General features: G+C 31.3%; 13 protein-coding genes and 1 pseudogene. 10 read left to right on the top strand and 4 right to left on the bottom strand.

Annotated features, from left to right (window positions below):
• Nucleotides 1–12 precede the first annotated feature (12 nt).
• From lysA to ACKTSW_RS04825, 3 genes are all read right to left on the bottom strand, one after another.
• Nucleotides 13–1218: a diaminopimelate decarboxylase gene (gene lysA, locus ACKTSW_RS04835; protein WP_408024146.1), complete on the bottom strand. Its 1206-nt coding sequence runs from the start codon at nt 1216–1218 to the stop codon at nt 13–15.
• Between the two features lie 280 nt (nt 1219–1498).
• Nucleotides 1499–2737, bottom strand: a complete 1239-nt coding sequence (gene pepT / locus ACKTSW_RS04830; protein ID WP_408024145.1) for a peptidase T — start codon at nt 2735–2737, stop codon at nt 1499–1501.
• 70 nt (nt 2738–2807) lie between these two features.
• Nucleotides 2808–3881 (bottom strand): DUF3810 domain-containing protein, encoded by a 1074-nt coding sequence (locus tag ACKTSW_RS04825; RefSeq protein WP_408024144.1) that lies wholly within the window; start codon nt 3879–3881, stop codon nt 2808–2810.
• Nucleotides 3882–4008: 127 nt separating this feature from the next.
• Here ACKTSW_RS04825 and dnaB point away from each other — a divergent pair, with 127 nt between their 5' ends.
• Nucleotides 4009–5523, top strand: a complete 1515-nt coding sequence (gene dnaB / locus ACKTSW_RS04820) for a replicative DNA helicase (protein WP_408024143.1) — start codon at nt 4009–4011, stop codon at nt 5521–5523.
• Nucleotides 5524–5595: 72 nt separating this feature from the next.
• Nucleotides 5596–6855, top strand: coding sequence for an asparagine synthetase B (locus tag ACKTSW_RS04815; RefSeq protein WP_408024142.1), 1260 nt, complete (start codon nt 5596–5598; stop codon nt 6853–6855).
• Between the two features lie 2 nt (nt 6856–6857).
• On the opposite strand, the pseudogene ACKTSW_RS04810 reads toward ACKTSW_RS04815, so the two are convergent.
• A pseudogene (locus ACKTSW_RS04810) lies at nt 6858–6974 on the bottom strand (hypothetical protein); the annotation flags it as partial.
• Between the two features lie 614 nt (nt 6975–7588).
• Between ACKTSW_RS04810 and ACKTSW_RS04805 the strand changes: the two are divergent.
• From ACKTSW_RS04805 to ACKTSW_RS04770, 8 genes are all read left to right on the top strand, one after another.
• A complete protein-coding gene (locus ACKTSW_RS04805) occupies nt 7589–8434 on the top strand; it encodes a transketolase (RefSeq protein ID WP_408024141.1) in 846 nt (281 codons plus the stop codon).
• A 198-nt stretch (nt 8435–8632) separates the two neighbouring features.
• On the top strand, nt 8633–9736 hold the full coding sequence (locus tag ACKTSW_RS04800) for a ParA family protein (RefSeq protein ID WP_408024140.1): 1104 nt from the start codon (nt 8633–8635) through the stop codon (nt 9734–9736).
• Nucleotides 9737–9826: 90 nt separating this feature from the next.
• On the top strand, nt 9827–10957 hold the full coding sequence (gene bshA / locus ACKTSW_RS04795) for an N-acetyl-alpha-D-glucosaminyl L-malate synthase BshA (RefSeq protein ID WP_408024139.1): 1131 nt from the start codon (nt 9827–9829) through the stop codon (nt 10955–10957).
• An 87-nt stretch (nt 10958–11044) separates the two neighbouring features.
• Entirely contained in the window at nt 11045–11353 is a 309-nt protein-coding gene (locus ACKTSW_RS04790) for a hypothetical protein (protein ID WP_408024138.1), read from the top strand.
• Between the two features lie 616 nt (nt 11354–11969).
• Nucleotides 11970–16673 carry a hypothetical protein gene (locus tag ACKTSW_RS04785; RefSeq protein WP_408024137.1) on the top strand — a complete coding sequence of 1568 codons (4704 nt, stop codon included), beginning with the start codon at nt 11970–11972 and terminating at the stop codon, nt 16671–16673.
• Complete coding sequence (locus ACKTSW_RS04780) at nt 16673–18769, top strand: fibronectin type III domain-containing protein (RefSeq protein ID WP_408024136.1); 2097 nt, start codon at nt 16673–16675, stop codon at nt 18767–18769. Before ACKTSW_RS04785 ends, ACKTSW_RS04780 begins: the two co-directional genes overlap by 1 nt.
• Before the next feature lie 8 nt (nt 18770–18777).
• The gene (locus ACKTSW_RS04775) at nt 18778–20070 is read left to right on the top strand and encodes a hypothetical protein (protein WP_408024135.1); all 1293 of its coding nucleotides are present in this window, start codon (nt 18778–18780) and stop codon (nt 20068–20070) included.
• Nucleotides 20055–21365: a hypothetical protein gene (locus ACKTSW_RS04770; protein WP_408024134.1), complete on the top strand. Its 1311-nt coding sequence runs from the start codon at nt 20055–20057 to the stop codon at nt 21363–21365. Before ACKTSW_RS04775 ends, ACKTSW_RS04770 begins: the two co-directional genes overlap by 16 nt.

Raw genomic sequence — 21365 nt, 5'->3', positions numbered from 1 at the left:
GTATGTGTACTACTATAAGGTAATGTTCATTTGATTTTTAACAAGGTCTTCCATTGTTTCTCTCTTTCTAATTAAGTAATCTTTTCCTTTGTAAATCATAACTTCTGCAGGTCTAAACCTTGAATTATAATTCGAAGCCATAGAGAAGCAATAAGCACCTGCATTATGGAAACATAAAATGTCTTCTTCAGATATTTCACTAATTCGCCTATTAGAACCAAAAGTATCATTTTCACAAATATAACCAACGATGCTATAAAATCGCTCCCTACCTTTAGGGTTAGACAGGTTTTCAATATAATGATACGAATTGTAAAACATAGGACGTATTAAATGATTTAAACCACTATCAATACCTGCAAAAACAGTAGATGTTGTTTGTTTTATTACATTTACTTTTGCCAAAAAATAACCCGCTTCACTCACTAAAAACTTTCCAGGCTCAAACATAAGAGTAACTTCCTTTCCATAATTTTTACAAAATTCATTAAATCGTGTAGTTAACTTCTTACCTAATTCATTGATGTCTGTTGAAATATCATCTTTTTTGTAAGGAACTTTAAATCCACTACCAAAATCAATAAAATCAATATTTTTAAATTGTCTTGCAACATCAAATAAAATTTCTGTAGCTCTTATAAAAGTATCAATATCTAAAATATCAGAACCTGTATGCATATGTATTCCGTTAATATGCATTCCTGTATTTTCAACCACCCTTTTTATATGCGGTACTTGATGAATTGAAATTCCAAATTTAGAATCTATGTGACCAACAGAAATTTTACTATTTCCGCCTGCCATTACATGTGGATTAATACGAATACAAACAGGGATTTTAGGATGCTTTTGTCCAAACAACTCTAAAATTGATAAGTTATCAATATTAATTTGAACACCTAACTTAGCTACCTTTTCAATTTCCTGTAGAGAAACTCCGTTGGGTGTATATATAATCTCATGAGGCTCAAAACCTGCTAATAATCCAAGTTTAACCTCTTGAATAGAAACCGTATCCAAACCACTGTTAAGCTTATTGAAAACCTTTAATATATTAATGTTTGATAATGCTTTAACTGCGTAATTAATTTTTACATTTTTAACTTTAGAAAAAGCAGATGTTATTTTTTTATACTGAGATATAATTTTTTCAGTGTCGTAAACATACAAAGGTGACTGATACTTATCAGCTAGCTTTAAAAGGTCTTGTCTATTCATTTACTTTAATATTTGCAGGCAAAAGTATAGAGGTGAATGATTACAAAAAATAAAATGAAAGAAATTCACAAATTTGTGTTTTTTTGTAAAATTAGGGGTTTTACGTCTAGGTAAAAGGGAATTTTCCTATAACATAATCTTTTAAAAAGAGTCATATTTGCGACGAAATAAAGTTAAGGGGATTTATTTCAAACAGAATGATATTTTTTAAGGGGTAAAATATCAGAAAAAAACTCTAGCTTTTGCTAGAGTTTTTGATTTTATAAAAGGGCGTATAAGGTTACTTAAATTTTACCGCAACTTTTTGTGTAATACCAACAATTACTTCACTAGCCCTTACTATACTTTCAGCAGGAACGTATTCATAACGTCCATGGAAGTTGTGTCCACCAGCAAAAATGTTAGGGCATGGTAAGCCTTTATATGATAATTGAGAACCATCAGTTCCACCTCGAATAGGTTTAATTAAAGGAGTAATTCCCATATCTTTCATCACTTCTTCAGCAATATCAACAATATGCATTACAGGAGTTACCTTTTCCTTCATATTAAAATATTGATCTTTAATTTCAACAGAAACTAATTTTTGTCCACGCTTAGCGTTTAATACTTCTGCTAAATCTAATATTGCTTTTTTACGGTTGTTAAACTGATCCATATCATGATCTCTAATAATATAGTTCAACGTAGTTTGTTCAACTTTTCCTTCCATATGGTGTAAGTGAAAGAAACCTTCATAACCAGTTGTTCTTTCTGGAACTTCATCTTCAGGTAAGGCATTGATAAATTCACTAGCAATAAGCATTGAATTAATCATTTTACCTTTTGCATATCCTGGATGTACAATTTTACCATTAATAGTAACTGTAGCGCCAGCGGCGTTAAAGTTTTCATATTCTAATTCACCTATTTGGCTTCCATCCATGGTATAAGCCCATTCAGCTCCAAATTTTTCTACATCAAACATATGAGCACCTTTACCCACTTCTTCATCAGGAGTAAAACAAATTCGGATTTCTCCATGTTTAATTTCTGGATTTTGTATTAAATATTCCATTGCAGAAACAATCTCAGTAACTCCCGCTTTATCATCAGCACCTAATAAAGTAGTGCCATCGGTAGTAATGATTGTTTGTCCTTTATATTGTAGTAAATCTTCAAAATAATCAGGAGATAAAACGATGTTCTCTTCTTTATTTAGCAAGATGTCTTTTCCGTCGTAATTCTCATGAATTTGAGGTTTTACATTAGCACCAGTAAAATCTGGACTAGTATCAATATGAGCAACAAAACCAATAGTTGGTACTTCGTAATCCAAATTACTAGGCAAGGTTGCCATTAAATAGCAGTTCTCATCTAACTCAACATCTTCCATTCCTATTTCCTTTAGTTCCTTTTCAAGAACCTTGGCTAAATCCCATTGTTTTTCAGTACTAGGAAACGCAGGGTTATTAGGGTCACTTTCAGTATCAATAGTTACATACTTTATAAATCGGTCGATTATATGTTGTTTGTTCATCGTAGTATTTTTAAAGCATCAAAAATAGCTATTTCAAATGTATTATGTCAATTGAACAACAATGAAATTTTCAGGAGTCTTTCTTTTTAAAATAAGCAATTAATAAATCAACAACATAACTATATGATTGAATTCCTTTAGATTGATTATTAGCTTTAAGGTAAGAGTTGTATCCTTTTTTTAAATAAGGTTCAATAGGGTTTTTAAACTGTTTCCAATGTAAATAAGTAGCCTTGTAGTCTTTATAGATACCTTTATTTACTGTTTTAGCAATTTCTTTACCTAATGCTTTATCTCTTTTGTAAACTTGACCAATACAATAGTTATAAGCCATTCGGTACCCAGAATACTTAAAATACAGGTCCTTATTAGCTATTGAGGCTAAGAAACTCACAAAATTGGCATCATTTTCAGCTGCCCAACCAATCTGATGTGCCATTTCATGACATGTAGTTGCTGGATACCCCGTTTTAGGAATCATATTATTTACTTGCGCTTCTCCTGTTATTGGATTTAAATATCCTGATGTTCCATTGTATGATTGAAATAAACTAACTAATGAGCTTTTAACCGAGGAAGTTTGATAGGTAAGTTGGGGATACCTTTTCGAAAGTTCTTGGAATCCGTTAGGAGCCAAATTATAAATTTCTCTTTGAGAATATGGAACTATTACAGGGAGTGAATCATTTTTTGTTATTTGTACATGAATTTTGTTTAGTTCTATAACAATCTGTTTAGTAGTTGAAATTAGTTCTTCAGTTGTATAAGCAGCTTGCTTTAGTTTAAGATTTTTAGCTAAAGGTTCTCTAAAGTAATTTAATCCCCAAAAAGCATAAAAACAAAAATAAATAATAGATAGTATTGCGATAAATTTTACTAACTTAGGAAGGAAATTTTGAAATTTTCTTTTAATTAGAAAAAAGATAGACTTTACTAAAAGAAACAATAAATAAAAACCAATTAGATCTCCTACTGAAAAAGGAATCCAACCAAGAAGAATTCTAAAGAATTTAGAAATGTGTGGGTAAATACCATTACTATAATAATATTCAATCCACAGAGATTTTTGGCTTAAAAATTGCGCTAAAATTATTTGGACAGGCAATGATAAAGCTATAAAAATATTTTTCTTATGATTATGCATGCCACCAAAAATAAGAAAGTTGTAACGTTATCAACAAGTTAATAACAGTTTATTTACAAAAAATGTGTATAAAGAAAATTGAGTGTAGTACCTACAAATATCATCTTAAAAAATTACATTTGCTGTCATGGAAAGAACCCAATCTCTCAGAGGAACAAAAATAGATAAAGCTAGAATTATAAGCTTAGAAAAAGGGAAGTTACCACCACAGGCTTTAGAGTTAGAAGAAGCTGTTTTGGGAGCTATGATGATTGATAAAAAGGGGATTGATGAAGTAATTGACATTTTACATCCTGATGCTTTTTATGATAAGAGACATCAAGAAATCTATGCCGCAATTTATGCTCTTTTCCAAAACTCTGAACCTATAGACCTACTTTCGGTATCAAATCAATTAAAGAAAAATGGCAAATTAGATTTGGCAGGTGGAGACTTTTATTTAATTGGTTTAACACAAAAAGTAGCCTCATCTGCACATATTGAATTTCACTCTAGAATTATTCTAGAAAAATTCATTCAGCGTAAGCTAATAACTATTTCTTCGGAAATTATTGAAAACGCATACGATGAAACGGTTGATGTTTTTGATTTATTAGATGACGCCGAAGGAAAATTATTTGAGGTAACGCAAGGGAATCTTAAAAAAGGAGCAGAAAGAGCCGATTCGTTAGTACAACAATCGATTACTAAAATTCAAGAAATTTCTACCAAAGAAGGTATGAGTGGTTTGGCCACTGGATTTAGCAAGTTAGATGCCTTAACCTCAGGTTGGCAACCTTCCGATTTAATTATTATAGCTGCACGTCCTGGTATGGGTAAAACCGCATTTGTAATTTCGATGGCTAAAAATATGGCGATTGATTTTAACCATGCTGTAGCAATATTTTCTTTAGAGATGTCGTCGGTACAGTTAATTACCCGTATGATTTCTTCGGAGACAGGGTTAACTTCTGAAAAGTTGCGTAAAGGTAACTTAGAACCACACGAATGGGAGCAATTAAATGTGAAAGTTAAAAAGCTTTCAGACGCCCCTATTTTTATTGATGATACACCAGCACTGTCTATCTTCGATTTACGAGCAAAAGCAAGGCGTTTAGTATCGCAACATGGAGTTAAAATATTAATTATTGATTACTTACAGTTAATGACAGCTGGTGGAGCAGGAGGTAACCGTGAACAAGAAATTTCGATGATTTCACGTAACTTAAAAGCACTTGGTAAAGAATTAAATGTACCGGTAATTGCACTTTCTCAGCTATCGCGTGCGGTAGAAACTCGTGGAGGAAGTAAGCGTCCGTTATTATCCGATCTTCGTGAATCTGGAGCGATTGAGCAAGATGCAGATATCGTATCTTTTATTTATCGTCCTGAATACTATGGAATGACAGAATGGGATGATGATGATCATTCACCATGTGAAGGACAAGGAGAGTTTATTGTAGCAAAACACCGTAACGGTGGACTGGATAATATTCGTTTGAAGTTTACAGGACACTTGGCAAAATTCTCAGATTTAGAAGAAGGATTTAGTAGTGAATTCCAATCGAGTATGAACTCAGGGTTTAACGATGAAGTATCATCAAGTAACTTTGCTTCACCAGAAGATGCTTTTGGCCCAAGCGATGATGATGTTCCGTTTTAATCTTTAAATAAAACTTAAAAAATGATTGAATGCACAATTGCTAAAAAGTAATTGTGTATTTTAGTTTTTGATATGAAACAAATTATATACATACTAACATTTTTCCTTTTTTCAAACACACTTTGGGCATCATTTGTTTATGTGCCTATGAGTAATGAAAACCAAAAAAATCACTTAAAAGCTTATGGTATTGTGTACTATGCCTTACAAAATGGTTTAAAAGCCAAATGGCTATTGAATTATGATGGAGGTGCTTTTTTAATTGAAAACAATCAATCTGTCGAAAAAGAGTGTAAAATACGAGGTGTTTCCTATCAAATTATTTCAGATGCTAAATCAGCCTTAATTTTAGAAGAAATTTCATCGCCATCTAAAAACCAAGAAGCAGTAACTTTAGAAAAAGCACCAAAAATAGCAGTGTATTCACCTAAAGATAAAATGCCTTGGGACGATGCAGTAACTATGGTACTAACCTATGCTGAAATTCCGTTTGATGTTATTTATGATGAAGAGGTGCTAAATGATAAATTGTTGTTATACGAGTGGTTGCATTTACATCACGAAGATTTTACAGGACAATATGGACGTTTTTATGGAGCTTTTAGAACTGCACCTTGGTATATTCAACAAAAGAAAGATGCAGAAGCCTTGGCTAAAAAATTAGGATATAGTAAAGTTTCTGAAGAAAAAGGAGCTGTAGCCAAAAAAATTCGTGACTATGTAGTGGGTGGTGGATTTATGTTTGCTATGTGTTCTGCAACCGATAGTTTTGATATTGCACTAGCTGCTGATGGAGTAGATATTTGTGAAGGAATGTTTGATGGAGATGCTTCAGAACCTAATTATCAATCGAAAATAAACTTTAATAAAACACTTGCGTTTAAAAATTTTGAATTAATTCGTAATCCTACTACCTATGAATTTTCTTCAATAGATATGACTCGTAAACGACGAATTAAAAAAGAAGTAGACTACTTTGTGTTAAAGGAGTTTTCAGCCAAGTGGGATCAAGTACCAACAATGCTTACTCAAAATCATACCATGTTAGTTAAAGGTTTTATGGGACAAACAACTTCTTTTGATCCCAATACCATAAAATCTACCATTATTGTTTTAGGAGAAAACAAAACAAATAGAGAAGGGCGTTATATACACGGAACTAAAGGAAAAGGAATGTTTACTTTTTATGGAGGGCACGATCCAGAAGACTACCAACATAGAGTAGGAGACCCAAAAACAGAATTAGACCTGCACCCAACATCACCAGGATATCGTTTAATATTGAATAATGTATTATTCCCCGCAGCAAAAAAGAAAAAACAAAAAACCTAATTTCAGGTTGACTTTTCTTGTTCTTTAATAAAGTAAGAAGGTTTCAACCCTGTAAATTTATAGAAGGTTTTCGAAAAAGACTCAGCACTTTTAAAACCTACTTCTTGTACAATAGCTTTTACAGTATACTTCCTCTATAAAGTAACATTTTTAAGTTTCTGAACAGTATATTAAATTCTAAGCTGATTGATATAGATAGTTAGAGAAAGAATTGTTTTTGTCATAAATTAAAGAAGGAACAGCTTTTTTAAAATAACTAATAGACTTTAAAGTATATTCTAGCATAAGCATAATTTAAGTTACTTAAGTAGCAATTAGAATCTTTATGTTTTTTATAAATTAACTCTGCTTTTTTACAGTACACCATAGGAGAGTCATAATTTTTTAAATACATGAAGTTAAAGAGTGTGTTAAAATAATTGAATAAAAGTCAGATTCAGGTTTAATATAATTATTCCTTTGAGCATAATCATAAACTTTTCTATATAACCTTTGAGGTTCTTCATATGAAATAACAATCATCATTTTTAGTTACAGATAATAAACTCTCACTTTTTATACAAACAAACAAGTTCTTTGTATCACATAAATAAAGAGTTCAATATTTAGAAAGGGAAAATTTAGTGAAAAAGAAAACTTAACTCATATGAACCCTTTTTCTTTTTTTAAGTAAAAAAGTAATTGCTCATTTTTTTATAATCAATTACATTTGTGGGCATAAAACAAAACAATAATGCCAACAACACAACAATTGCAAGAGTTTACACAACAAGTTCGTAGAGACATCGTTCGCATGGTGCATGCTGTAAATTCAGGACACCCAGGAGGGTCTTTAGGATGTGCAGAATTTCTTACCTGTTTGTATCAAGAAATAATGGAGTATTCTACTGATTTCTCTATGGATGGTAAAAATGAAGATTTATTCTTTTTATCAAACGGACATATTTCTCCAGTTTATTATAGTGTTTTAGCTCGTAGTGAATTTTTTCCAGTAGCAGAGTTAGATACATTTAGAAAGTTAGACTCTCGCTTACAAGGACACCCAACTACACACGAGCATTTACCTGGAATACGTATTGCTTCAGGGTCGTTAGGTCAAGGAATGAGTGTTGCTATTGGTGCAGCTCAAGCAAAAAAGTTAAACGGAGATAACAAAACGGTGTATTCATTACATGGTGATGGTGAGTTGCAAGAAGGTCAAATATGGGAAGCTGTTATGTATGCAGCTGCTAAAAAAGTTGACAACTTAATTTCTACGGTAGATGTAAACGAAAAACAAATAGATGGTTCTACAGATGAAGTTTTAGCCATGGGAAGCTTAAAAGCTAAATTTGAAGCTTTTGGTTGGGATGTTGTAGAAATTACAGAAGGAAACAATATAGAGGTTGTTTTAAAAGGAATGGCAGAAGCTAAATCACGTACAGGAAACGGAAAACCAGTTTGCGTATTACTATGTACTGAAATGGGAAACGGAGTTGATTTTATGATGCATACACATGCATGGCATGGCAAAGCACCAAACGATGAACAATTAGAAGAAGCCTTAGCTCAAAACCCTGAAACTTTAGGAGATTATTAAAATACACTATTATTAAGAATCATAATAAAACAGCTTGTAATTCTAAATTACAAGCTGTTTTACTTTTAGTAAAATCATTTATTAATTTAATTAAAAAGCAACCTTTGATTAATGATAACTATTTATTTTGATTACATATTCTAAATAGATAAAAAAGATTTACATTTATCGTTTCCCCTAATCAATATAATTCAGATAATGTGTAAAATAATTGCAATTTGTAATCAAAAAGGAGGAGTAGGTAAAACGACAACGTGTGTAAATTTGGCTGCAGGTTTAGGTATTTTAGAAAAAAAAGTGTTAGTTATAGATACAGATCCACAAGCCAATGCAACTATTTCTTTTGGCTTTGTATCAAAAAAATTAAACAATCCTGCACTAGAGTTTATGAATTTTGTATCGATACTAAAGAACAATCGTATTCAAACAAATTCTCCTAATGTAGATTTAATCCCTTTTCTAGAGGATGTAGATTTTTTTAAACAAGAGTTGCAATCTTTAAGATTTAAAAAAGCGTTAGAAATTATTTCACCACTTTACGATTACGTGATTATTGATTGTGTTCCATTTTTCAAAACAAAAAATCTAGAAATTCTTGTCAGTTCAAATTCCGTTATTATTCCTGTTCAATGTGATTATTATGCTTTAGAAGGACTACATAAATTTTTAAAGACAGTGCGTTATGTTCAACAAAACTTAAACTCATCATTAATTATTGAGGGTTTTTTACTTACTATGTTTGACAAACGTGTTAACCTTTCTAAAAAAGTGGTGCTTTATATCCAATCGAATTTTAAAGAATTAGTTTTTAAAACTATTATCAATAGAAACACGAAAGTTTCTCAAGCACCTGGATATGGAAAAACTATTATTGAACATGATATTGGATCTATTGGAGCAAGAGATTATCTATCACTTGCAGACGAGGTTATTAAAAAAGATTTAGATATAACGGTTTCAAATCATATCCCATCAATACCCGAAGAACAAGAAAGAATCTTTATCAAAAGAACATTTTCAAAATCTGTTATTCACGATAGTATTATTAAAAGAATAAGTTTTATAAAAATAACTGAAACACAAGAAACTAGACCTTTCCCTTCGGATTTTAATGACTTAATAGGACTATCTAAGTATGAGATAAAAAAAAAAATAGGACTTAGTAATAATAATGTTGATGAAGATATTTGGATATATAAGTTTAAAAACAGCATTAATATAGTTAAAAAGAAATATGTATATCTTTATTTTGAAGATGAAACTGTAAAAAGTTTTGCAACAAAACGATTTAAAATAAACTAGCCTTTTTTATAATTTTATTCACATAAAAATGTAAGTAATACTGTAAATTTACGTCAGTAAACATATTCAAAAAAAAATCAACAGATACAGATGAAAATAGGAATTGTATGTTATCCTACCTTTGGAGGAAGTGGTGTAGTAGCAACCGAATTAGGAATGGCATTAGCAGATAAAGGGCACGAAATACATTTTATAACTTACAATCAGCCTGTTAGATTAGATTTTTTTTCTCATCGTTTACATTTTCATGAAGTTGTTTTAGAAGAATATCCACTATTTCAATACCAACCATATGAGCTAGCATTATCTAGTAAAATGGTAGAAGTAGTGCAAAAGTATGAACTTGAAGTGTTACATGTACATTATGCTATTCCGCATGCTTATGCTGCTTATATGGCAAAAAAGATGCTTGAAGATAAAGGCGTCGATATAAAAGTGGTAACAACATTACATGGTACAGATATAACCTTGGTAGGAAGCCACCCAACCTATAAAACCGCTGTAGAGTTTAGTATAAACAAATCAGATGAAGTTACTGCGGTATCTAAAAGTTTAAAAGAAGATACTTTACGATTGTTTAATATCGATAAAGATATTAAAGTAGTGTATAATTTTATTGATGGAGAGAAGTATGATAAAGCGCACGAAGGAGAATGTAAAAGAGAAGCATTAGCAAAACCAAAAGAAAAAATTTTAACGCATATAAGTAACTTTAGACCTGTAAAACGTACCGATGACGTAATTCGTATTTTTAACAAGGTTCAGAAAGAAGTTCCTTCAAAATTATTAATGGTTGGTGACGGACCTGAACGTTTAAAAGCAGAAAATTTAGCTATAGAATTAGAGATAGAAGATAAAGTGTTATTTATGGGGAATAGCACCGAAGTAGCAAAAATACTATGTTATACAGATGTGTTTTTATTACCCTCTGAAACAGAAAGTTTTGGTTTAGCCGCTTTAGAAGCCATGGCAGCAAGTACCCCTGTTATTTCTACAAATACTGGAGGGTTGCCAGAGGTGAATATTGAAGGAAAAACAGGTTTTTTAAGTGATTTAGGAGATGTAGATCAAATGGCTAAAAATGCCATATATCTTTTAAAAGATGAAGCTATATTAAATGAATTTAAGTTAAATGCAAAAGAGCATATTAAATTATTTTCATTAGAGAACATTCTTCCTACCTATGAAAAACTCTATAAAAAATGCTATATTAGTTTATAAAACAAAACGAATATTTTTTACACGCATTTCTTTTTTAAAGAAAGTTAGAAAAATTCCAATCAGTAACTATAACTAGTAAACATAGATATGTTATACTCTGATGGTAGAATTATAGATAACTTTCCAATTATTACTCCATTTAAAGATTCTGAATACCCTATAATAGGTAGTTATGTTGTGTATCCTTCGAGTAAAAAGAACGAAGAATTAAACACCACATCAAAGGTTTTAGCACATACCTCTAAACTATTAATGCTATCTTCAGAAGAATATAAGTTTTTTGATACTTATGCTACTATTTGTTTTCCTCTAAGAGAGTTTAGTGGGTTTAGCACCAAAGAAGTAGCTGCTATTTATAAAACAGTAAAAAACTACTTAGAAGAAAAATTAGGTTAGCGTAAATAGTTAGTTTATCTATTTTATGTGACTTATAATAGATTCAAACTGACCATCTCGTAAGCTATCTGAATATTGAAACCTTCTTTTTTAACCACCCTCTGAGCTAGCTCTTTTTGTTCACAGGGTTTTAGAATTTTTTTAGATAATATTTTTAAGAATTCTATAATCTAGATTTAAATCTGCATACATCTGTTTTAACTCTATGGTTCTCTTCTTGTAAAGACTTTAACTCCTTAAGCAGCTGAGAGTTCATACAACCATATTAATGCTTCCAAGTGTAGAACGTTGCAGTGGTGATTTCCTTTGTTTCGACAGATGTCTGTAATTTTCATGCTAGAGTCATACTGTTGAAGCATTGAGACTATCTGTGTTTCGGTAAATCTGCTATTTTTCATATTAACAACAAGTAAATTATAATAAGTCTTTACTATCTAGTAAAAAAACATATAAAATAATTTATTAGGCTGTTTAAAAGGAAAGAATTAAGATGATTAAATAAGGGAGTATATGACATAATTATTATGTTAATAAAATGTGTTTTTTTTAATGTTGAGCTTTGGAAAACAACAAATTACTACATATATTTGCAAAGCTATCCCCCCTTTATTTGCTTATGAAAAAAATTACTTTTTACCTATTTATTGTAGTATCTCAATTAGTTTTTTCATCGAATCACTATCCTAAAGATAGTATTTCTAAAAAAGAAAAACAGTACAATCCAATAACATTTTCTTCTAAAGCAAAAGAAGATTTTGATTATGTTAAAAAGAATTACTCAGACTCTAAGGTGGATACGCTTATAGCTAGAGCTTCTTCTGTTTTTGAGGCTATAGATAAGACTGGGAGCTATGTAGATGTTTTAGGTGCTAATGACATGATTAGTCTACCAGTAGGAGTTAAAAAGAGAATAGGAAAAAACACGGCGATATTAGGAGTTAGCAAAGCTAAATTTTTTCCAGATTATACAGAGGTAACACTTTTTGCAAAATTAACAATTGGACAACTAGGAGCTAATGGGAAGCAACAAGAACTTTTCTTTGGGGCAGATAATATAAAAATATCGCATAAAGGAGGAATATATGGTGATACCAATATCTCGTTATTTGGAGATGTAGCTATTCCTATACAAGGAAACAAAGCCTTACTTGAGCTAAAAGGAGGTTTTAATATGAAAACAGGTATTGTAGAAAATAAAACGTATGTTACTATAGACTGTTCTGGAATTAAAGAAATTGGTGTTGCTGCTGATGTACTGTTTTCAAGAGAATTATTAGAACCCTTAACACCTAATCATACAGTTGTAAAAGATGAAAAAATAAGAGTAAAAGGATCGTTTACGACAGTAGTATCAGATTGGAATGATATCATTGCAGAGATAAATTTAAGTCATCCATTTCAAATTAAAGATGAAAAATCTACAACAGGTAGAGGAAAAGCAGGATTAGTTTTTGAAGTTAAAAATGCTGTTTTTGACTTTAGTGATATAAGAAATTCAGAAAATATTAACTTTTCAAGTAACTATAGAGACAAGTACTTGATTCCTGAGAATGAGGAGTTATGGAGGGGAGTATATATAAAAAAAATTGAAGTTACCCTGCCAAAAGAATTCAATAAAGAAGAAAAATCGGTTAGTTTAGAAGCAACAGAATTATTAATTGATGGAGAAGGTTTAACAGGAGACTTTTCGATGAAAAATGTTCTATCTATTGATGAAGGAAATGCAGGAGGTTGGCAGTTTTCAGTTCAGAATTTTCACGCATCATTAGAAGCAAATAAACTTATAGGAGGAGGGTTTGAAGGTAATATTGTATTGCCAGTATCTAAAAAAGTTACGAAAGAAGAAGTTCAGAAGCTATCTAAAGAAGAACTATCAAAAAAGGCAGTCAGATACTCAGCAATGGTTAATGTAGAAACTGAAGAGTATAGTTTAACGCTAGAACCTTTAAAACAACTTGAGTTTAACTTGTTCAAAGCCCAGGCCACATTAAAATCAAATTCAGAAGTTGTTTTAAAAGTTGTTGAAGGTAGCTTTAAACCCAAGGCTATTCTTTATGGTAATATGAATATTAATGCAAGTAATACAGAGACAGAAGAAGGAAAGAAAGGAATTGTTGATTTTAAAGGAATAACTTTTGAAAATTTAAAACTACAAACAGAGTCACCGTATTTTTCAGTTGATTATATGGGGTATGAAGGAGACGTTAAGTTTGCAAGGTTTCCTGTAACTATTTCTGAAGTAGGTGTTACAGCAAATGATGAAAAAATATCACTAAATTTTGCTTTAGATGTTAACTTAATGGGTAAAGGTTTCTCAGGAGGAACAAAGTTGGGTATAAAAGGAAAATTTGAAAAAAATAACGAAAGGCATAGATGGAAATATGATGGGATTGATATTCAAAGGATAAACGTTGCTGCAGACTTAGGAAGTGTTAAGTTTAAGGGATTTGTTGATATTAAAAATAATGACCCTGTTTATGGTAATGGTTTTTATGGAGAGCTTGAAGCAGATTTTAATAGTATTAATGTAAAAGCATCAGCTTGGTTTGGAAGAACAGATGTAAGATATTGGTATGTTGATGCGTATGCAGACTTATCAGCTATGGCGACAAAGCCCATGATTGGCCCTGTTGAAATTAACGGCTTTGGAGGGGGAGCTTATTATCATATGAAAAAAATGTCTAACCCTCCAAAATTAGTATATCAAGGAGAATTAGATAAAGAGGGTAATCCATTACCTGTAAAAACTCCAAAACCTCCATCTGGAATGGATTATGTGCCAGATGCTGAGTCAGGTTTAGGTTTTAGAGCAATGTTAGGTTTCGCACTAGGAAACGAAAGCGCTTTTAATGGGAAAATAGGTTTTGAAATGGCTTTCAATACACATGGGGGGCTAAATAGAATATTTTTCTTTGGAGAAGCTCATATTATGAAAGGTATAAGTGTGAAGTTTGGAGATAAATTCAAAGAAAAATTAACTAAACTTGAAAACAAAATAAACGAACTAGCAGATAATGAGTTAATAAAAGACTTAAAAGAAACTAACTTAGTAGAATATAGTAAAGCTTCTTTTCCTCAAGATGGATTAACTTTTGATGCAGGAATTGACGCTCATTTTTCTATGGAAATGGATTTTGTAAACCATTCTTTTCATAGTGAGATGGAAGTGTTTGTAAATACTCCAGGTAACTTTTTTAGCGGAGTTGGACCTAAAGGTAGAGCAGGATGGGCAGTTTTTCATACAGGTCCAGAAGGTTGGTACCTACACATGGGGACACCCAAAGACCGTATTGGGCTTAGAGTAGGGATAGGGGGCTTTAGCGTTAAAGCTACCACCTATTTAATGATAGGAGATAACATACCAGGAAGTCCACCACCACCTCAAGCTGTGGCAGATATTTTAGGAGTAAATCTAAATAGTTTAGACTATATGAGAGATTTAAATGCATTAGGTGATGGTAGAGGTTTTGCTATTGGTATGGATTTAAGCCTAGACACAGGTGATATGAACTTCTTAATGTTTTATGCCAGATTTAGAGCAGGATTGGGGTTTGATATCATGATTAAAGATTATGGAGAAACTGCTTGTAAGGGAAGTGGGCAGATTGGTATTGATGGATGGTATGCAAATGGGCAGGCTTATGCGTATTTAGAAGGAGAGCTGGGAATACGAGTTAATTTATGGTTTTATAAAGCAAAAATTCCAATAGTAAAAGCAGGAGCAGCTGTATTATTACAGGCAAAATTACCAAACCCTAGTTGGTTTAGAGGATATGTAGGAGGACACTTCAATGTGTTAGGTGGAATGATAAAAGGGCGTTTCAGGTTTAAAATTGAGCTTGGTGAGGAATGTGAGATAATTGGAGGAACTCCACTAGGAGGTATGAAAATAATTTCAGGAGTAACACCTAATAACGATGCTACAGAGGTAGATGTCTTTACGGCACCACAATCAGCATTTAATATGAGGATAAATAAACCTTTTGAACTTGAAGATGATAAAGGCGTAAAAACGTATAAAATTTTACTAGATGAGTTTACAGTAAAAAGTGAAGGAAAAATAATTGAAGGAGAGTTAGAATGGAATGAGTCACAAGATGTAGTGAATTTTGTTTCTTTTGATGTTTTACCCCCACAAAAAACTATTCAAGTAAAAGTAGCGGTGAGTTTTCAAGAATTAAAATCAGGAAGCTGGATTACATTAATACATAATGGAAAGAAAGCACAAGAGATTGAAGAAAGAACTTTTACTACAGGAGTAGCACCAGATTATATTCCAATTGAAAATATAGTATATACATACCCTATAATAGATCAAAAGTATTTTTATCAAAATGAAAGCACAACAGGTTATATAAAATTAAAAAGAGGGCAACCCTACCTATTTACTCCAGAAACTGATTGGAAACAAAAAGTGGTATATAGTAACGAAGAGGAACATAATTTTGTGAATTCAGTTTCTTATAGCAAAGAAGATAGACAAGTGAACTTTAAGCTTGGAGAGTTTAATAATCAAAAGAAATATACATTGAAATTGATTAGTTCACCAGATGTAGAAGAAGGTTCTGTAAATGAGACTTCTTATACTAAACAAGACACCGGTTATGAAGGTAATACCGTAGAGGTTAAAAATAAAGAGGTACAAAGTGTGGTTAATGACAAAGCTGTAACAGAGTTATTGACTTATGACTTTTCTACAAGTGAATATAATACGTTTGCTAAAAAAATAGATGATAAAAGAGTAGTGAAACACTATTTAGAACCTATTTATTCTGATGTACATGCTATTCAAACAGATGTAAGAGAATCAGAAAAATTTGATAGAATTGAGTTAGAAGGAGGGAAATATTCAGATAAACAGCCTCTGATTGAAGTAGAAGCAATTTTAGATGATAACTATTATGAAGACAGAATTTATCAGTTAATTTATGAAAAATATCCTCTAGAACCTGAATTTACTGTTAACAGAGATGTGAAAAATTTAGGGATACCTCCTAAAAAAGGAATTGATATCTTAACTTGGTATGTACCATATTTAAGAAATAATCCAACATTCTCATTATTAAACAAAAGAATTCCTTATCGATATAATTTACCTTACCACTATAAAAGAGACTTTATAGATATACAGTATAAAGTAGTTAATAAATACTTAAATAACCCTACAGAATATGCATCACAAATACAGAAGTATAATTATATAATTAATGGAGTGTTTCCAGCAATATGGTCAGGTAAATACAAAGTTAAAATGCAATATGTAATGCCAGGAGGTGTTTTAGGAACGAATGCAGTATTTAAATATAAAAATCCCTTTTAATGCTATTTAATAAGAAAAGAAACAAAATATTTTTGCTAATCTTTATACTTTCAGCTTTAACTACTTTTTCACAAGAAAGAGAGGTCAGTAAGAATGTAATAAAAGTATTAGCAAGACCGCATAGTACTCAAAAAATAATGTTGCGCTGGGGAGCTACAACTCCAATGTCATTTAGGAAGTTGGCAAAGTATGGTTATAGATTAAAAAGGTATACCATTAGTATTAGCGGACAAACATTATCTAAACCTATAGAAAAAGATTTAGGAGTTTTTAAACCTGCAGAACCGCAGAAATGGATTGATATTATAGAGAAGAATAATAACGCAGCTATTATGGCTCAATCACTATTTGGTGAAAGCTTTGATGTAGAAGGAGTTGGTTCTTTACAAGGAATTATAAACATGTCTCAAGAACAAGAACAACGATTCACATGGGCATTGTATGTAGCTGATCAGGATTTTGAAGTAGCAAAATTAGCAGGATTAGGGTTTGAAGATTTAAAGGTAAAGTCTACAGAAAAATATGTTTATAAAGTTTTTTCTTTAGTACCAAAAGAAGAAATGAAAATTAAGGATGGAGGAGTTTTTGTAGGACTTCAAGACTACCAAGATTTACCAAAACCGCTGGATTTAGCAGCTATTTTTGATGATCAAAAAGTAATGCTAAATTGGAATTATGCAATTCATAAAAATGAGTTTAACAGTTATTTTATAGAACGTTCAGAAGACGGTATAAGCTTTAATCAACTTAATAAGTTACCCTATACTACTCTAAATAGTGGCGGTAGAGTTGACACTAAAAGAATTTACTATACAGATTCTATTCAAAATAATAAAACATATTATTACAGAGTAAAGGGAAGAACTCCGTTTGGAGAATTAAGTCCTCCTTCAGAAGTTATTTCAGGTAAAGGAGTAAAGGTACTGCCTTATGTGCCAAAAATTTCAAGTAAAAAGATTGTAAATAACAATAAAAGTGTTGTTTTAGAATGGAAGTTTTTAGAGGAAGGTGTTGATTTTATAAAAGGCTTTGAATTAAATAAAAGTAATAAAGCGAATGGACAATACGAGACTGTACTAAGAAATATTTCCACAAAAACAAGAAAAGTTCAATATGATAAGCTAGATGCTACAAATTATTTTACGATTACCGCTATAGGAAAGCAAGGAAATAGTAGAACCTCGTATCCTGTGTTAGTACAGCCAGTGGATTCTATTCCTCCAGTAAAACCGGTAGGTTTAGAAGGAAAAGTAGACAGTCTTGGACTAGTAACTTTACAATGGAAAAAAAATATTGAGCCAGATATGTTAGGGTATCGAGTTTTTAAGGGGAATAATGCTAAAGAAGAGTTTTCACAAATAACGGTGAGTCCACACTTAGCGACTACTTTTTATGATAGTGTTTCTGTAAAAAGTTTAAATAATAAGGTATACTATAAAATAGTAGCGGTTGATAAAAGGTACAACATGTCTGAGTATTCAGATGTTTTAATCTTGAAAAAACCAGATTTTATACCTCCAGCCTCTCCTGTGATAACGTCATATAAAGTAAAAAAAGGAAAAGTGTTTTTAACGTGGGCAAATAGCCAAAGTAATGACATTGCTAAACACGAAGTATATAGAAGAGTTAGAGATAGCATTAATTGGAATTTAATTGCTACGTTACCAAAAGACACCTCACATATTGAATATACAGACTGGAAAGATACTAATACAGAAGGAAATACAACCTATCAATACTTAATAAAAGCAGTTGATGAAAGCGATTTACAGTCTATAAATACAAAACATACTACTATTGAGGTACCAAGGTTTACTTTATTAAAAGGATTGAAAAACTTAGGAAGTTATGTAGATAGAGATAACACTTTTATAGAATTGTTTTGGAAAACTGTAAATAAAGAAGCTATTGTAGAGATAATGATTTATAAAGGGAAAAAAGATGAAAAAATTTCCTTGTTAAAAAATGTTTTACCAAGTACGAATAGAATAGTGGATGAAAATGTAAAACCAAATAATACTTACACTTATATATTACGTCCAGTATTTATAGATGGTAGTTTAGGAGAAATTAAAAAGATTGAAGTAAAGTATTAAAAAAGTCTATGAAAAGAAAAATACTATTCTTTATTTTTTTATTGGTGTATTGTTTGGGATTTTCTCAATCTGAATTGTATGTATTACTTAAAGAACCTCAAAATTTATCATCTGAGGATGGTCATTGTCCTGTAGGAGGAGGTGACTACGGCTTTACTAATATAAGTTATACTCAAAATAAGTATGATATTCCCAATAACGAGGTGAACATTATTTTAAATTATAAAGAGGCTTATAATGATGATCCAAGTGATGATTGTGGGGGATCTTGTGGACAATATCAAGATTATTGTTCAGGAACAGAAGTAAACACAAAAATAACTATTTATGAAAGCTTCAGAAGAACTTATGAAGGCCCAGACCCTATACTATGTGGATCAGAAAATTGTTTACCTATAAGTTATCATGCCGTTTTGCTGCCTAAAATAACAGCACCAGCAGACAGAAGATGTGAACGAGATACTTTATTTAAACAATATTCTGACGGACAAAATCATAATGTAACAGGTTTAGTATGGGAATATTACAGCACAACAGGATGGAAAGAAATACCTAGCCATAAAAACAGGTTTCCGTTAAATGTAAGCCTATTAGATGTTTTTGGAACAGCTTGGAGAAGTAAATTCAATGGAAATTTACAGTTGCGATTTAAGTTTACAGCCCCATTTACTAATGAAGTTGTTTATTCCTTTAATACTTATACCATACAATTAACAGAATGTTCACCAGAACTTCAAAGTTTGGTACCTCATAAAACAAAATGTAGTTACTCAGAAGATGGAAGTTTTACGCTTAGTGTAGATAGAAACTTAGTAACTAATGAAAAACTAATAACGACTTTGTATTATAAATACACTACAGGTTATAATTTAGCTACAGATCCACAAAAAGTAATTACAAGTTTAACTCCACAAACAAACGGAACTTATAAATATACTTGGAGTCTAAATTTAGCTGCTGGTTGGTACAAAATAAAATACCAAGCATATAAAGGAACTGGAGGTATTGCTACAAATGACCCTAGTTGGGCAAGTTTAGAATTTTCAGAAGAATTTGAAATAATACCATCTACAAATGTTACATTCAATGCAAAAAAACTTAACGATGAAAATTGTTTTAATACTAATGATGGTAAAATTGAAATTTTTAATGTTGGAGGAGAAATAAATAGAACTTTTGAATATCAGGTAAATAATAATTCTTGGATTCCATTCAATGGAAGTTCAACAATTATTGGAGGTTTAGGAATAGGTAATTATAAAATAAAACTAAGGGATAACGAAAAATGTACTGCAAAATAAAAAAAACAGCACTATTAATTGCTATGGTTTTTTCTATGAGTAAAATGTTTGGGCAAACCCCAGAGTATGCTTATTTGTTAAAAACTGAAATAGTAGGGTCTTTGCATGCTAACGGAGGAAATACGTATATAGGAACTTTAAAGTTTGATTATTTTGCATCAGCAGGAAATGTGGGGAAAGTTTATTTTGATTTTGTTGATTTAAATAGTTTTAGTTCGGTTAAAGTCAAAGTGTACAATAGTGCTATTAGGTTAGGAACGTATCCAGATTGTGAATATACAAAGGAAGAAACGGTTTTAAAAGAAAATTTCAATAGTAGAGGTGTTTTAAGTTTCGAAGGATGTAGTTTTCAGCAAACAGTATATCCTCTTCATATTGATGGAGCAACTAATACTGGTGACGGAACTCCTATTGATTTATGCACAACTTCAACAATTATGTTAAAAGGAGGTTATGATTGGGACTTTCAAATTGGTACTAATGGATGGATACCTTTAGCTTCAGCAAAAACTAGTATTACAGTAAATATAGGGGACCTTTATGCATCAGAAGGTCTAACTATTGACGGGCAAAGTAATTTGAGATTTCGTACAGGGCATAGAGCGAGTGGTAAGTATGTTGCAACTAGAACCCATTCAGTAACCACTTGTTCACCAGAGTTTATAGAATATTATAATACGATGAATACGACATGTTCTTATTTATCAGATGGTAAGATATCTTTAAAAATAAATAGAGAATTAGATCCTTCTGAACAGTTAGCAGTAACTTTATTTAAAGAAGATAGTAGTGGGGACATATTAATAGGTCAATACAGTACCAAACAACTCAGTGCTACAGATCCAAAAGTAATAGTATTAGATGATTTAGGAGGAGGATATTATGGGTTTAAATGGCCTGGAGATATTGACGCAGGTACCTACTATTTTAGATATCAAACGTTGAATGAGAGCATCACACCATCTAAACCAGATGCCTCAGATTTACCGTATTGGGATAAACTCGTCAAAACACCAAATTTTAACATTAAAAAAGCAATAAATATAGATTTTACAGCTGTACGTTTAAATGATGAAAATTGTTTTGAGAAAAACGATGGTCAAATTCAAGTAGAAGTTACTAGTCGAGAAATAGAAAGATCTTATTTGTATACAGTCTATAAAGTGGATGGAACCACTGAGACTCTAGAAAGAAATTGGACAAGTTTTTCAGGAAGCACTACAGTAATAAGTGGGTTAGGAAAAGGAAAGTATAAAATAAAAGTAAAAGATAGTCGAGGCTGTTTAGCAAAATAA

This window comes from Tenacibaculum sediminilitoris, assembly GCF_964513795.1.
GTDB classification, from domain to species: domain Bacteria; phylum Bacteroidota; class Bacteroidia; order Flavobacteriales; family Flavobacteriaceae; genus Polaribacter; species Polaribacter sediminilitoris.
The sequence above is the reverse complement of the archived record's forward strand: the minus strand, read 5'-3'. Positions and strand labels throughout refer to the sequence as shown.